The sequence below is a fragment of the Streptomyces sp. CC0208 genome, from assembly GCF_003443735.1.
GTDB classification, from domain to species: Bacteria; Actinomycetota; Actinomycetes; order Streptomycetales; family Streptomycetaceae; genus Streptomyces; species Streptomyces sviceus.
Genome location: NZ_CP031969.1, coordinates 4,798,057 through 4,812,090, shown reverse-complemented (window position 1 = coordinate 4,812,090; position 14,034 = coordinate 4,798,057). Strand labels below are relative to the sequence as shown.

Annotated in this window: 17 protein-coding genes and 1 pseudogene; 7 read left to right on the top strand and 11 right to left on the bottom strand. The window is 70.9% G+C overall.

The window, feature by feature from the left end; all coding sequences use genetic code 11:
• Positions 1-7 precede the first annotated feature (7 nt).
• Positions 8-925, bottom strand: a complete 918-nt coding sequence (locus D1369_RS22070) for a GntR family transcriptional regulator (RefSeq protein ID WP_082319418.1) — start codon at positions 923-925, stop codon at positions 8-10.
• 184 nt (positions 926-1,109) lie between these two features.
• On the opposite strand from D1369_RS22070, the gene D1369_RS22065 reads away from it, so the two are divergent.
• Complete coding sequence (locus tag D1369_RS22065) at positions 1,110-1,295, top strand: hypothetical protein (RefSeq protein WP_007382983.1); 186 nt, start codon at positions 1,110-1,112, stop codon at positions 1,293-1,295.
• 210 nt (positions 1,296-1,505) lie between these two features.
• On the opposite strand, the pseudogene D1369_RS22060 reads toward D1369_RS22065, so the two are convergent.
• Together D1369_RS22060 and D1369_RS22055 are read right to left on the bottom strand one after the other, a co-directional pair.
• Positions 1,506-2,050: pseudogene (locus D1369_RS22060) on the bottom strand (GNAT family N-acetyltransferase).
• A gap of 90 nt (positions 2,051-2,140) precedes the next feature.
• Positions 2,141-2,764 (bottom strand): hypothetical protein, encoded by a 624-nt coding sequence (locus D1369_RS22055; RefSeq protein ID WP_007382985.1) that lies wholly within the window; start codon positions 2,762-2,764, stop codon positions 2,141-2,143.
• Positions 2,765-2,932: 168 nt separating this feature from the next.
• On the opposite strand from D1369_RS22055, the gene dtd reads away from it, so the two are divergent.
• Positions 2,933-3,358, top strand: a complete 426-nt coding sequence (dtd, locus tag D1369_RS22050; protein WP_007382986.1) for a D-aminoacyl-tRNA deacylase — start codon at positions 2,933-2,935, stop codon at positions 3,356-3,358.
• A 2-nt stretch (positions 3,359-3,360) separates the two neighbouring features.
• Here the strand turns inward: dtd and D1369_RS22045 are convergent, their stop codons facing one another.
• The 6 genes from D1369_RS22045 to D1369_RS22015 form a co-directional block, all read right to left on the bottom strand.
• A complete protein-coding gene (locus D1369_RS22045; protein ID WP_007382987.1) occupies positions 3,361-4,326 on the bottom strand; it encodes a folate-binding protein YgfZ in 966 nt (321 codons plus the stop codon).
• A 10-nt stretch (positions 4,327-4,336) separates the two neighbouring features.
• A complete protein-coding gene (locus tag D1369_RS22040) occupies positions 4,337-4,774 on the bottom strand; it encodes a transcriptional repressor (protein WP_007382988.1) in 438 nt (145 codons plus the stop codon).
• A 68-nt stretch (positions 4,775-4,842) separates the two neighbouring features.
• Entirely contained in the window at positions 4,843-5,418 is a 576-nt protein-coding gene (locus D1369_RS22035; RefSeq protein WP_007382989.1) for an FABP family protein, read from the bottom strand.
• A gap of 215 nt (positions 5,419-5,633) precedes the next feature.
• Positions 5,634-6,578 carry a hypothetical protein gene (locus D1369_RS22025; protein ID WP_086023263.1) on the bottom strand — a complete coding sequence of 315 codons (945 nt, stop codon included), beginning with the start codon at positions 6,576-6,578 and terminating at the stop codon, positions 5,634-5,636.
• Positions 6,579-7,069: 491 nt separating this feature from the next.
• Complete coding sequence (locus tag D1369_RS22020; RefSeq protein ID WP_007382991.1) at positions 7,070-7,864, bottom strand: hypothetical protein; 795 nt, start codon at positions 7,862-7,864, stop codon at positions 7,070-7,072.
• Positions 7,861-8,634 (bottom strand): hypothetical protein, encoded by a 774-nt coding sequence (locus D1369_RS22015; protein ID WP_240436087.1) that lies wholly within the window; start codon positions 8,632-8,634, stop codon positions 7,861-7,863. Before D1369_RS22015 ends, D1369_RS22020 begins: the two co-directional genes overlap by 4 nt.
• 109 nt (positions 8,635-8,743) lie before the next feature.
• On the opposite strand from D1369_RS22015, the gene D1369_RS22010 reads away from it, so the two are divergent.
• The 5 genes from D1369_RS22010 (at position 8,744) to D1369_RS21990 (ending at position 12,398) form a co-directional block, all read left to right on the top strand.
• On the top strand, positions 8,744-9,106 hold the full coding sequence (locus tag D1369_RS22010; protein ID WP_118082582.1) for a DsrE family protein: 363 nt from the start codon (positions 8,744-8,746) through the stop codon (positions 9,104-9,106).
• 605 nt (positions 9,107-9,711) lie between these two features.
• The gene (locus tag D1369_RS22005) at positions 9,712-10,440 is read left to right on the top strand and encodes a DUF2993 domain-containing protein (RefSeq protein WP_007382993.1); all 729 of its coding nucleotides are present in this window, start codon (positions 9,712-9,714) and stop codon (positions 10,438-10,440) included.
• A gap of 435 nt (positions 10,441-10,875) precedes the next feature.
• Complete coding sequence (locus tag D1369_RS22000; protein WP_007382994.1) at positions 10,876-11,715, top strand: sulfurtransferase; 840 nt, start codon at positions 10,876-10,878, stop codon at positions 11,713-11,715.
• Positions 11,716-11,774: 59 nt separating this feature from the next.
• Positions 11,775-12,062, top strand: a complete 288-nt coding sequence (locus tag D1369_RS21995) for a DUF1416 domain-containing protein (RefSeq protein WP_007382995.1) — start codon at positions 11,775-11,777, stop codon at positions 12,060-12,062.
• A 75-nt stretch (positions 12,063-12,137) separates the two neighbouring features.
• Entirely contained in the window at positions 12,138-12,398 is a 261-nt protein-coding gene (locus D1369_RS21990) for a DUF3099 domain-containing protein (protein WP_031051809.1), read from the top strand.
• A 115-nt stretch (positions 12,399-12,513) separates the two neighbouring features.
• Here D1369_RS21990 and D1369_RS21985 read toward each other — a convergent pair whose 3' ends face one another.
• Both D1369_RS21985 and D1369_RS21980 read right to left on the bottom strand, forming a co-directional pair.
• Positions 12,514-13,743 carry a hypothetical protein gene (locus D1369_RS21985; protein WP_118082581.1) on the bottom strand — a complete coding sequence of 410 codons (1,230 nt, stop codon included), beginning with the start codon at positions 13,741-13,743 and terminating at the stop codon, positions 12,514-12,516.
• 2 nt (positions 13,744-13,745) lie between these two features.
• Entirely contained in the window at positions 13,746-14,000 is a 255-nt protein-coding gene (locus tag D1369_RS21980; RefSeq protein WP_007382997.1) for a MoaD/ThiS family protein, read from the bottom strand.
• Positions 14,001-14,034 lie beyond the last annotated feature (34 nt).

The following is a 14,034-nucleotide window of genomic DNA, read 5'->3' as shown; positions in this document are numbered from 1 at the left end:
GGAGACCTCAGCTCATGAGCGTCAGCTCCGAACTGATCGTCTCCCACAGTGCGTTGAACCACAGGTGGGACTGCTCCACGAACGTGGTGTCCCGCAGGTCGGCGCCCTGCTCGAAGGCGAACAGCATCGACTGGGTGCCCTCGGAGTCGTACAGCTCCAGGTGCTCGTCGTCGATCTCCTCCTCACGGCGGGTCAGCGTGTAGTACGCGAAGAGCGCCTCCGAGCCGTTCAGCAGGTACAGCTTCACCGGCGGTGTGAAGGGCAGGGCCCGGAAGGTGACACGGACGTCGATGCCGTGCGTGGAACGCAGGGCCAGGAGGTTGTGCTGGAGGACCTGGCCCTGTGCGTTGCGCTGGGCCAGCCAGCGTTCGTGCACCGGGTCGTCGTCACCGCGGCCCTCGACCGGCACCGGGAAGGCGAGGTCGATGTCCCGGCCCGGCAGCAGGACGCGGACGTCGATCTTGGCCGGATTCAGCCGTCCGGCGTGGATCTGACGCAAGCCCTCGCCGAGGGCGAGGTTGAGGGACACCGACGTCAGGCACAGGGCGTCTATCTCGACGTGCGGGGCCGCGAGGGCGGCGGCGACCCGAGGGCCGAGGGAGACCATCGTGGGCTGCGGCGCCGCTCCGGGACCGCTGGGCGGCCCGCTCAGGCCCAGGTCAGGGGCGACGGTGGCCGGGCTTCCCTTGGAGACGTTGGTGAGCAGGTTCTCCGTCTGCAGCAGGTACAGCGCCTGCCGTACGACCCCTCGCTCGACGCCGAACTCGTCGGCCAGCCGCGCCTGTGTGGGCATGCGCTGACCTGCCCGCAGCGTGCCGGACCGGATCCGGGCGCGGAGCTCGTCGGCCACCTCACGATGGGACTTCTGTGGCCGCTGCGACCTCTTCCGTCCATTGACGGGAGCGTGTTTCGGGTCCACGGCCAAACACTACAACTTCCCGCCATCTTTTGGCAGTTCACTGGAAGGTGGTTATGAGCCGCATCCAAGCGGAGATAAGTACAGTGAAGTTGGTCGCCAACTTGAGCAATCTTGAGAAACATGGTCAAAGCTTCACAGGGTTGGCCAAGTCGGTGCCGACAGGGGCCATCGTCCCGAAGGGGGGACCGTCATGCCGTTCCTAGCTGTGGCCATCGCCGCCCTCGCCGTCGGCTTCGAGGCGCTCGTCCAGTGGAAGTGGGGTGCGATGGGCATCATCGCGTTCCTCGCCCTGACCATCGGCGTGAAGTCCAAGAACGTCGCGATCGGTGGCATCGGAGCGGTCATCCTCGTGATGCTGCTCGCCCAGTCCGGATGACGCCCGCCCCACCGGGCCCAGGATCCGGCTGACCGGGCTCCCCCCTGGAGGGGAGCCGGGAGCCCGGTCGGTCTGCACAGCCACAACTGAACACCGACAACCGAACAGCGGCGTCAGCCGCACACACCCGCACAGTCACAACTGAACAGCTCGCTACGGATGCGAAAGCACAGCCAGAGCACAGCCCGCTCGACCCGCCAGAAGGGAGCCTCAGAACATGTCCGGGCACCAAGGCCGCCTGGACGTACGCAGCAGGGCGTCGGCCCCCCGGCCGGCGCCCGCTCTTTCTTCCCGCACCCGCCCCAGCGCCGCGAGCCGCACCGCCGACTCGTCCCCGAGTCACAGCGTCGCCAACTCCCTCACATCCAGCCTGAGATCGGCGCTGCGGGTCGTCGCCGTACAGGAAGCACCGTCCGGCGAGGCGTCCAGCCGGTAGCGGCCGCCCGTCATCCCTTCGCCGTCCACGACCTCCAGCGGTGGGTGGCGGTCACGGTGACGGCGGAGATCGCGTCGGCGGGCACGAACTCCCCGCCGCCCGCGGTGACCTCCTGCGCGAACGACCGGAAAGTCGCCACGCAGCGGTCCCCCTCGAAGGCGCCGATGAACCCACCGGGCTCGAACTGCCGCCTACGAGCCTCCCGTTCCGCCGCCGACACGACGGGCTCCCGCAGGAACCCGGCCCGCACGGGACCCAGCCACTCGGGATGCTCGGCCGCGGTGATCGGGCGGACGTCGATGTCGGCGGGGGCGCCCACGGGGCCACGGCAGGGGGCAGGGTGGGAGTGTCGCGCGGATTTCCGCCCCCTGAACGGCCGCCCGGATCCCCAGGTCAGCCGCCCGGTTTCCTAGGTCAGCAGATCCTCCACCTGCGCCTCTCCCTCCCGGTACCGCCGCGCGATCTCCCCGCTGCACTCGTCCGCCGTCCGCTGCAACCGCTGCCGGCGCCCCGACACCCGCTGCTCGTACCGCACGAGCCGGCCCATCGCGGTGCTCAGTTCCAGGTCGGTCCGCGCGGAGAGGTCCGAGAGCTCGACCTCGGCGAGCATCTCGGCGGCCAGCAGTCGGTACTCCTCGCTGTGCGGGGTGCCCAGCCTGACGTGGCGGGCCGAGGAGCGGTGGCGGGCGGGCGCGTCGGTGAGGATCTCCGGGAGCCGCTCGAACACCGAGGCCTCCGGGAGCCGTTCGGGCACCGAGCCGGTCGGGGACCGGCGGAGCAGTTCCGCGCGGAGGATGTCGATACGGCCCTGCAACAGCCGTCGGACATAGCTGAGATCGGCCTCGTCCCGCTGGGCGTCCCTGCGCAGGGTGCGCAGTTCGGGCAGGCTCAGCGTGGCGAGGTCCTGCTCGGGTGGATCGGGGGGCAGCAGGGGGCTGTCCGTACGCTGCGCGGGCGGCCGGGGTGGCTCCGGCTCCGCTCCGCAAGCAGCGCGGACGGGCCCGGAGTGCTGCCCGGTACTCGGTGTGCTCATGCGCCTCTACCGTCCCCTCGACCGGCGTGTGGAAGCATCGTGCCACCCCAGGTGGCCACTATGTGACCGAGTGCCCCCGAACGGCCCTGAACGGCCCCAGATGGGGGGTTAAGGATCAAAAACAAACCCGAACACAGGTCCTTCCCGCGCGACCGGCATGATGGGCCCATGCGTGCAGTGGTGCAGAGAGTGGACGGCGCGAGCGTCGTCGTCGACGGGGAGACGGTCGGGGAGATCAGCGGCGAGGGACTCTGCGTCCTGGTCGGGGTCACCCACGAGGACACCAAGGAGAAGGCGGCCCAACTGGCCCGCAAACTCTGGTCGGTGCGGATGCTGCACGACGAGAAGTCGTGCAGCGACATCGACGCCCCGCTCCTGGTGATCAGCCAGTTCACCCTGTACGGCGACGCCCGCAAGGGCCGCCGCCCCACCTGGAACGCCGCCGCTCCCGGCGACGTCGCCGAGCCCCTCGTCGAGGAGGTCGTCGCCCAGCTCCGCGCCCTGGGTGCGACGGTCGCCACCGGCCGCTTCGGCGCGCGGATGCGGGTGTCCCTGACGAACGACGGCCCGTTCACGGTCCTGCTGGAGATGTGAGCCTACGGCTCGACGACTGCCTCCTGGGCGGCCGCCGTGCTGTCGGCCATCAGCCGGGCGTCCAGGGGGATGTTCCGCTTGACCAGCGCGAGCGCGACCGGGCCGAGCTCGTGGTGCCGTACGGACGTCGTCACGAAACCGATCTTGCGGCCGTCGGGCCCCTCGTCCGCGAGCCGGATGTCGGCGCCCGCGGGCGGCAGGTGCACCTCGCTGCCGTCCAGATGCAGGAAGACCAGCCGCCGCGGCGGCTTGCCGAGGTTCTGGACGCGGGCCACGGTCTCCTGGCCGCGGTAGCAGCCCTTCTGGAGGTGCACCGCGGTACCGATCCAGCCCAGCTCGTGCGGGATGGTGCGGTGGTCGGTCTCGAAGCCGAGGCGGGGGCGGTGGTGCTCGACGCGCAGCGCCTCGTAGGCGAGCAGGCCGACCGCGGGGCCGGACTTCTCCGCGTACGACTCCAGGTCCGCGCGGGGCAGGAACAGATCACGGCCGTACGGCGTCTCGCGTACGACGACCCCCTCCGGCACCTCGGCGATGGAACCGGCGGGAAGGTGGACGACCGCGAACTCGCCGGTGCGGTCGGCGACGTCGACGCGGTAGAAGAACTTCATCGACTCCAGGTAGGCGATCAGCGCGTCCTGGGTGCCGGGTTCGACGTGCGCCCACACCGTCGTGCCGTCGTCGACGAGATACAGCGCGTGTTCGATGTGGCCGTGCGCGGAGAGGATCAGCGCCTCGGTGGCCTGGCCTGTGGGGAGGTCGCTGACGTGCTGGGTGAGCAGCAGGTGCAGCCAGCTCAGGCGGTCGTCGCCGGTGACGGACACGACCCCGCGGTGCGAGAGGTCGACGAATCCGGTGCCGCCGGCGAGGGCGCGCTGTTCGCGGAACAGGTCGCCGTAGTGCGCGGCGACGCCTTCGTCCACGCCCTCGGCGGGGACGGCGCCGGGCAGGAACAGCAGGGGGCTCTTCATACGCATAAGCCTACGACTCGGTAGTTGAAGCCTTGAGAGAGCAGTCCTTGCAGCGGCCGAAGATCGCGAAGTGCTTCATGTCGGTCTCGAAGCCGAACTCCTGCCGGAGCTTCGCGGTGAAGTCGGCGGCCACCTTGATGTCCGCCTCGATGACGTTCTCGCAGTCGCGGCAGACCAGGTGGATGTGGTGATGGCGGTCGGCGAGGTGGTACGTCGGCGCCCCGTGCCCGAGATGGGCGTGGCTGACCAGGCCGAGCTCCTCCAGGAGCTCCAGGGTCCGGTAGACCGTGGAAATGTTGACCCCCGAGGCCGTCTTCTTCACTTCCGTGAGGATGGCGTCGGGGGTCGCGTGCTCCAGGGTGTCCACGGCTTCGAGGACAAGCTGGCGCTGCGGCGTCAGCCGGTAGCCGCGCTGCCTGAGGTCGCTCTTCCAGTCGGTGCTCACCACACCGGGAAGTCTAGGACCTCTCGGTGCGGGACCTGCCGGAAGTGCGGGACCTACTTGTGGGGCGGGACCTACTTGAAGAAGGCGATCCCGTCGTCCGGCATGTCGTCGGGCAGGGCCTTGGCCCAGCGCTCGACCTCCTCCGGGGTGACGACCTTCTTCAGGTGGGCCGACATGTAGGGGCGCAGCTCGACCTCGGGGGTCTGCTTCTCGCCGACCCACATGAGGTCGCTCTTGACGTAGCCGTAGAGCCGCTTGCCACCGCTGTACGGCCCCGAGGCGGCCGTACGCGCGACGGCATCGGTCACCAGGTCGATCTGCGGCTTCTGGTCGGCCATCTCGCCGTACCAGATCTCTACGACGCCGTCGTCGCGGACCATCGTCACCTCGACCTTGCGGTCGGCGTCGATGCGCCAGAAGCCGTGCTCGCTCTCCAGCGGGCGGACCTTGTTGCCGTCGTTGTCCAGCACCCAGGTGTGGGACTCGTACTCCAGGAAGTCCCGGCCGTCGTGGCCGAAGGTCACCTCCTGGCCGAAGTTGCACTTCTCCGAGCCGGGGAAGTCGTGCACGCCCGCGCCCGCCCAGTTGCCGAGCAGGAAGGCGAGCGGGACGAGGTCCTTGTGGAGGTCGGACGGGATCTCGATCATGAGTGGCGGTTCCTAGAGGGGGATCAGCGCTGGCCCTGGTACAGCTTCTTCACGGTCAGTCCGGCGAAGGCGAGAACGCCGACGCAGACCAGGACCAGCAGGGCTTCGAAGAAGATCTCCACGGGGTGCTCCTCGGATGAGCGGAGTGCGGTGCATGTACACAGGGCCGGGCCCCAGCTTACGCGGCCGGGGCCCGGGGGGCCGTGCGGGTCTCCTCAGCCCAGGAGCTGGCTCTGGAGAGTCACGGTCTGCTGGAAGGGGACGGGGTTCGCGGTGCCCTTGCGGGACTGGACGACCAGGGCGATCACGTCGCCGACGCCGAGGTAGGCGTGGCGGGCCTGTTCCTTGCCGTACGGCTTCGACTCGACGTAGACGGACGCGGTGATGTCGGGGATTCGGGCCGCGTCCGGGAAGGCCTCGTCGGAGCGGGAGTCCGGGGCGTCGCGCAGTTCGTAGCCAGGGCTGCCGTACGGGGCGATGTCCTCGCCGAACAGGTCGTCCACGACGGCCGCGGTGTCGAACTGGAGCAGGTAGATCCGGGTGTGCGTGCCGTCGGGGGTGGTCCAGCCGCGGGCCGCGATGTGCCGCAGGCCGTCCTCGGAGAGCTTCGTCCCGAGCTCGTCGCGGTCCTCCTTCTCTGAGTACTCCGAGAGCAGGTCCTTGGTCGGCAGCCAGCCGTCGGTACCGCCGAGCGCCTTGTCGACGGTCGCTCCCTCGGGTGCGGGCAGCACGAGCGCCCGCAGATCGGCGTAGTGGCTGCCGGCCTTGTTCTCCTTGGCGAGCGGCCCCGGGCTCCCGGACGGCAACGGCGCCTTCGTCAACACCGGATAGACCCACCGCCCGTCCGACACGGTCCCCAACCCCGGCACGTCCGTCCGCTCCATCCCTGCGATCCCGTACGCACTCCCGGCCCCGAACGCGGCGAAGGTGAGGAGGGCGGCGGTCCAGCGGAGGGTTGCTCGGAGGCCTCGGCGGGTCTTGGGGGCGGGGGCTGGGGTGAGGGTGAGGTCCGGGGTGAGGGTGGGATCCGGGGTGGGGGCTGGGGTGTGGGTGGGATCCGGGGTGGGGGCTGGGGTGTGGGTGGGATCCGGGGTGGCCGCGGTCCCGGGCACGTGGGGGGCCTCGGGCGCGTGTGCGGGCTCCGGCGCGGGCGGGAGCAACGACCCCGCGGCCTGTGCGGCTGCCGGGACCGGCGCAGGCTCGGACCGAAGCACCGCCGCGGACTCGGGCACAGGCACGGGCTTCGGCTCGGGGGCGGGCACGGCTTGCGGCGCGGACGCGGGCGCCGACGCCGAGGCGGCCGCCAGCAACGACCCCGCGGCCTGTGCGGCTGCCGGGACCGGCGCAGGCTCGGACCCGAGCACCGCCGCGGCCTCGGGCACGTGCGCGGGCTTCGGCTCGGGGGCGGGCACCGATTCCGACGCGGGCGCGGCGGCCGCCGGGGCCGGCGTGGGCTCGGACCGGAGCGCTGTCTCGGACACGGGCGGTTGGTGATCCTGCTCAGCGCCGCCGACCGGCTTTGCCGGGGCGGACTGGTCCGTCTCGTCGGGAACGGTCGTCTCCGGCGCCGAGCTTTCGGCCTCACCGACCGACTCCGCCACCCCGGCCTTCTCGGGACCAGCGCCGGTGGGCTTCTCTTCCGTCTGCTCGGTCATACCGACTCCCCCGGTTCCGCGATGCGGTCGAGCTGTTCGCGCAGGAGCATCGCGATCCCTGTCTGCTGCATCGGCTTGGGACTGTCCGCGGTGAGACCGACCAGGACGTTGCCCTGCTGGGCCGCGCAGAACATCGAGTCCAGCTTCTCGTCCTTGTCCGTCGGCAGCAGGAAGCAGCGGGCGTCCTTGTGGCCCTCGATCCGCGGTCCGTCACGAAGGACATCGCCGAGCGCGTCGAGGAACTCGTTCTGGTACTCGGTGATCCCCCGCGCCGCCACCTTGTTGTCCAGCTGCGCGAGCTCGATGGTCACCGTGGATGCCTTGTCCGTGTAGACGGAGGAGAGCTCGTCGGTGCTCAGGTAGCTGCGCATCGCGATGCCCCTGAGCCGCTGCTTGTCGATCTGCTTCTCCAACGCCTTGCGCTGACTACGGGGCAGCCCGGTCAGCGACTCCTTGCGCAGGGCCGTGGCCTCGGCACCGCTGAGCTGGGCGTCGTACCCGTACTCCCCGATGTCCGGCCCCCGGCTCCACCCGTCGGCGCCGTACGGCACGAGCATCGACGCCAGCCCCTTCGCTGCGGCCGCCTTCTCCTTGTCGGCCCCGCCCTTCGGGAACGTCCACACGGGCGCGCCCGCGTCACGGTCGGCGCCGTTGACGGTGATCACGGTGTAGCCGACCCCCGCGAGGACCGCCACGGCCAGCACCACGGACCCGATCACCGCGGCGATACGGCCACGGCGCACCGGCTTCTCCCCCGATTCACCGGAGGCGATGAGCTCGGTCCCGCTCACAGCTTCCTCACCTGCCTTTGCGCCAGATCCATGATCTTCGCCTTCGGCACGGGCTTGGTGTCCGTGACGAAGATCAGCATGAGAATGTCCCCCCGCCAGGCGACCGCCTTGGCGTCGTACTGCGGCAGATAGCCCGGCTTGGTCTCCGGCTTCGTGTGGACGTACACCATGCCGTTGTCGCTGCCCGGAACCGCCCAGCTCTTCGTTCCGTCCTGGGAGTCCTGGTAGTAGTCCTCGCCGTGGGCCGAGTCGGAGGCGTTCAGCGCCTCCTCCTGCCGGAACTGGACCAGGCGGACCTCCACGCTGTACGTGCCGCCGATCTCCCAGCCCGTGTCGGCCGCGCGGCGGAACTCGTCGGAGACGAGGTCGCTGAACGTCTCGTCCGGCTTGTCGCCCAGCTCCGCCAGGTCGGCCAGCGTCATCCAACTGTCACTGCTCGCCCAGTCCGCGCCCTTGGCCCCGGCCGGCTTCTTCAGCAGCAGCTTGCGCAGGTCGCCGTCGGTCTTCACCCGGCGGTCCTGGGCGGCGGAGAGCGGCTCGGGTGCCGGGCCCTTGGCCTGGACGAGCGTCGGCTGGGAGAGCGAGGACAGCTTCGTCGGCTCGCGGTCGGCCTGGATCAGGTAACCGGTACAGCTGCCGGCGACGACACCGAGCACGGCGGCACCGGCGATCAGTGCCGTGGTCCGTCCACGGCGGCGCGGCGGCCGGTCCCCCACCGGCGAGTCCGCCGCCAGGGCGGGTTCCCCTGTTTCTTCTGCTACTTCGGGCACTTGCAAGACATCCCTCACACCCAACCTGAAGCGCGCATGCCATATACACGCGCACAGGTGACTCGTGATCGACGGCCGGAGTTGTAGCCGCGCTGGTTACGATTCGGCCATGGCGAAGAAGCTCGTGATCAAGGTGACCGCCGGGGCCGACGCCCCCGAGCGCTGTTCGCAGGCGTTCACCGTGGCGGCGGTGGCCGTGGCCAGCGGGGTGGATGTCTCGCTGTGGCTGACCGGGGAGTCGGCGTGGTTCGCGCTGCCGGGGCGGGCCGCCGAGTTCGAGCTCCCGCACGCGGCCCCGCTGCCCGACCTGCTCGACTCGATCCTCGTGGGCGGCCGGCTCACCCTGTGCACCCAGTGTGCGGCCCGCCGGGACATCACGGAGAAGGACGTCATCGAGGGCGTACGGATCGCGGGGGCCCAGGTCTTCGTACAGGAGGCACTGACCGACGGGACGCAGGCGCTCGTCTACTGAGTCCGGGGGCGGCAGGCGGCGGGCGGCGGCCAGCAGATGCGGGACGGCGGGCGGCGGGCGGCAGACGCCGGGCAGCGGGGCAGCGGACCAGCAGGGCCCAAAATCGCCGCGCGGCAGGCAGCAGGCAACAGACGCCGGACGGCCAACGCCGGGCGGCAGGCCCAGGATCGGCGGGCGGCGGGCGCCGGGCGGCAGACGCGGGGCAGCAGGCGGCAGACGCCGGACGCCGGACGCCGGGCAGCAGGCGCGGGAGCAGGCGGCCGACGCCGGGCAGCAGACGCCGGACGGCCAACGCCGGACGGCGGGGCCCAGGATCGGCAGGCGGCGGGCGGCAGGCGGGGGCCGGGCGGCAGGGCGGCAGGCGCCGGTGGCCGCGTCTCCCGGGGCGGAGCTGTCGGTACGGCCGTCCGGTCGAGGGCCCGTTCGTGCTGGCTCTGGAATAGGGCCCGTTGGGCCGGGCACGAGCTCACCGACAGCGTCCTCGTCCTCGTCCTGTCACAGGTGATCGACAATCGCGCGGTCCCCTTACCCGACGGGACTACTCTCACGCTCGACGGCCACCCGTCCGTCGACACCACCACCGCCGCTCTGGGGGAACCGACCGTATGCGCGCCCTGCGAACACTTCTGATCATCGCCGTGATTCTCGGCGGGCTGTTCGTCGCCGCCGACCGTCTGGCGGTCCACTTCGCGGAGGGTGAGGTCGCGGACCGGCTGAAGACGCAGGAGGGGCTGACCACGACGCCGAGCGTGGACATCAAGGGGTTCCCGTTCCTGACCCAGGTGGCCGGCGGTGAACTCGACGACGTCGAGGTCGGGATGAAGGACTACGCCGCGGACACCGGGACCAGCGGGGGCACGATCCGTATCGACGACCTGAACGCCGCCATGAAGGGCGTCGCGTTCTCCGGCGACTACAGCTCCGCCACCGCCACCACGGCCGCCGGGACCGCGACCATCGCCTACGACCAGCTGCTGAAGGCCGCGGGGTCCCAGGAGGCCCAGCTTCCGCTGGGTGTCACCGCCAAGGTCGTCGGCCTCTCCGACGGCGGGAACGGCAAGATCAAGGTCGACATCAAGTTCAGCGCCCTGGAGAAGCCCATCTCCGTGCTCAGCACCGTCAGCGTCGTCGACGGCGACACCGTGCGGGTGCACGCCGACTCGATCCCGAGCTTCGGGAACATCACCCTCGCCGACTCCGACGTCCGTTCGGTCGCCGACTTCGACCAGAAGATCGAGGGCCTGCCGGGCGGTATCAAGCTCGACAGGGTGGAAGCGGGTGCGAACGGTGTGGAGATCGCGGTGAAGGGTTCGGACGTCAAGCTCGCCGGGTAGGACGAGCCGGGCAGGACGAACGACAGCCCGGACGAACGGCAGGCCGGACCAGCGACAGGCCGGACGCCGCGCGTCCGACAGGCGAGACGGTGACGTCCGTACCGTAGATGTGATGAGGGCTACAGCCGTCCGGAACCGTGGGACCACGGGTCGGGCGGCTTTCCGGTCCCACATCCCGGACGATCGCATCTCAGCATGCGACACACCGGTGACATGCCGGTATGTCCGTCCCTACGATCGAGGCCATGAAGCGACAGGCGGATCTCACGAAGCGGCGGGCAGTAGACCTGTGCCGCGTCGCCGCCATGCTCTGTCGCCCCTTCTGAGCGGACGGCGCCGACCTCCGCATCCCCCTGCCCTGGCACTCCCAGGCATCCGTGCGCCCCGCGCACCCTTCCGCACGCCCCGCCGCAACTGCCCCGGAGGAGAAAGAGCATGAGCCGCAGCGACGTCCTTGTCGATGCCGACTGGGTCGAGGCCAACCTCGACAACCCCGACATCGCGATCGTGGAGGTGGACGAAGACACGTCCGCCTACGAGAAGAACCACATCCGCAACGCGATCCGCATCGACTGGACCAAGGACCTGCAGGACCCGGTCCGCCGCGACTTCGTCGACCAGGAGGGCTTCGAGAAGCTCCTGTCGGCCAAGGGCATCGCCAACGACACCCTGGTGATCCTCTACGGCGGCAACAACAACTGGTTCGCGTCCTACGCCTACTGGTACTTCAAGCTGTACGGCCACGAGAACGTCAAGCTTCTCGACGGCGGCCGCAAGAAGTGGGAGCTGGACGCCCGCGAGCTGGTCGAAGAGGTGCCCGAGCGCCCGACGACCGACTACAAGGCCAAGCCGCAGAACAAGTCCATCCGCGCCTTCCGTGACGACGTCGTCGCCGCGATCGGCTCGCAGAACCTGGTGGACGTGCGGTCCCCCGACGAGTTCTCCGGCAAGCTGCTCGCCCCGGCCCACCTGCCGCAGGAGCAGTCGCAGCGTCCGGGTCACGTCCCGTCCGCGCGCAACATCCCGTGGTCGAAGAACGCCAACGACGACGGCACCTTCAAGTCGGACGAGGAGCTCAAGGAGCTCTACGCCGAGGAGCAGGTCGACCTCGCCAAGGACACCATCGCGTACTGCCGTATCGGTGAGCGCTCGGCCCTGACCTGGTTCGTGCTGCACGAGCTGCTCGGTGTCGAGAACGTCAAGAACTACGACGGCTCCTGGACCGAGTACGGCTCCCTGGTCGGCGTTCCGATCGAGCTCGGCGCCAACAAGTAAGACACCCCGTCCAACCCGACCGGCCTTCCTTCCGGTCAGACCCCTCTTTGGAGAAAGACATGTGTGGAGCGAAGGCCGGCGGCCCGGACGCCTCGACGATCAAGCCCGGTGAGACCACGATCCAGGGCCAGGTGACGCGTGACGGCGAGCCTGTGGTGGGTTACGTCCGCCTCCTGGACTCGACCGGGGAGTTCACGGCGGAGGTCCCGACCTCCGCGACGGGCCAGTTCCGCTTCTACGCGGCCGAGGGCACCTGGACCGTCCGCGCCCTGGTTCCGGGCGGCACCGCCGACCGCACGGTCGTCGCCCAGCAGGGCGGCCTCGCCGAGGTCGCGATCGCCGTCTGAGGCACCTGACCGACACCGGAGGGCCGTACCCCTGGGGGTACGGCCCTCCGGCCTTTCCGGGCCTACGCTGGACGTATGTTGGCGCGACGGCGGCATGTCTACTTCGCCATGATGGGCACGTGCATCGGCCTCTTCGTCCTGGCCTGGGGCGTCGTGCGGCTCTGGTCGATCCCGGTGGCCGTGGGGATGTGCGTGGTCGCCATGGTGATCCCGCCGGTGGCCGCGATGGTCGCCAACCGGCGCGGACCCGACGACCGGTGGTGGGACGACCCCTCCGGCGACCCCAAGTCCGACGAGTGGTGGGACGAGCTGGACGGGAAGAAGCGACGGCAGTGACCGTCCCGGGAGCTGACCCGGCACTGGCTGCCCGCAACCGGGGCTGCGCCCCGGACCCCCATCGGCCTGAACGGCCTCCCCCTCAAACGCCGGGCGGGCTGAAAAACCCGGCTGTCTAGCCGATCGCCCGGCCCAGCACGTACACCGCCGGGGCCGCCGCGGCCAGTGGCAGGGCCACGCCGGCCGTGAAGTGCACGAAGCGGGACGGATAGTCGTAGCTCGCGACCCGGTGGCCGATCAGCGCGCACACCGCGGCGCCCGCGCCGAGCAGGGCGCCCTTCGCGCCGAGGCCCGTCATCCCGCCGACGGCGATGCCCGCGCCCGCCGCGGCGAGCAGGGAGACGACCACGGAGGCCGGGGTCGGCAGGGGCAGCGCGCGGGCCAGGACCGCCACGGCCACCGCGGCCGCGCCGACCGTCACCGCGTCCGGGTCCGCCGCGAGGTGGCCGGTGGCGACGATCGCCAGGGCCGCCGAGGCGACGGTCGCCATCAGGCCGTACATCCGCTCGTCGGGGTCGGCGTGCGAGCGGAGCTGCATGACCAGGCTGAGCAGGACCCAGACGCCGAGGGTGCCGAGGATCGCCGCGGGCGCGTTCTCCCGGCCGGCCGTCAGCAGGGCCGCGTCCGCGACCAGCGCGCCGAGGAACGCCAGCGCGATGCCCTGCCGGGCGGGCCACATGCCGTTCAGCCGGAACCAGCCGGCCGCGGTGACGGCCTGGAGGAGGACGAGGGGCACCAGGAGGGCGTACGACCCGACGGCCGCCGCACCGGAGAGCAGCAGGCCGAGCAGCGCGGTGAGCGCGGCGGGCTGGATGCCGGGTTCGATGATCGGGGACCGGCCTTCGAGCCGGGCACGCTGGGCGTCGGTGACGCGGGCGTTGCCGGCGAGGGTGGCGGGGCCGTAGTCGGAGGAGGAGGCGGACCCGGGGGCGGGGGGTGCGGGAGCCGCCGGCGCCGAGCCGTGGTGGCCGGCTCCGGGAGGGGTGGCCGACGCGGGCCCGTAGGCGCCCGGACCGGGAGTCCCTGCCGCGGAACCGTAGGGAGCGGAGCCGTAGGGGCCGGGCGACGGGGCCGGGGAGCCGTACGCGCCGGGGCCCTGCCCGGGAGCGGCGGCTCCCTGCTGCCCCGCGCCGTATCCCTGGGACTCCGCGTCGTACGTCTGCTGGGGCAGATACGCCGTCTCCGCGGCCCCGGCGGCCGGTGCCTGGACCTGGGTGTCCCAGGTCTGGCCCTGCCACTGCTGGGTGTACTGCTGCTGGGCGGCCTGCGGGTCGTCGTACTCCTGCTGGGCCGGCCAGCCCTGCTGCGGGTACGGGTCGTAGCCCTCGTACGGCTGGTTCGTCATCGTCACCCTCCTGCGAACGGCGGGAGCACCTCGACCGTGCCGCCGTCGGCCAGCCGTACCGTCTCATGTCCGCGGGTGCCCACGGGGTCACCGTCGACGAGGAACGAGCATCGCCGCAGGACGCGCACGAGTTCACCGGGGTGTCGCTCGCGCGCCGCGTCCAGCGCCTCGGCGAGGGTGGCCGCGTCGAACGGCTCCTCGGCGATCCCGGCCGCGGCCTTCGCGGCGGCCCAGTAGCGCACCGTGACCTTTGGCATCCGCTTCCTCAATCGATCGGTGGTGTACGGGGCC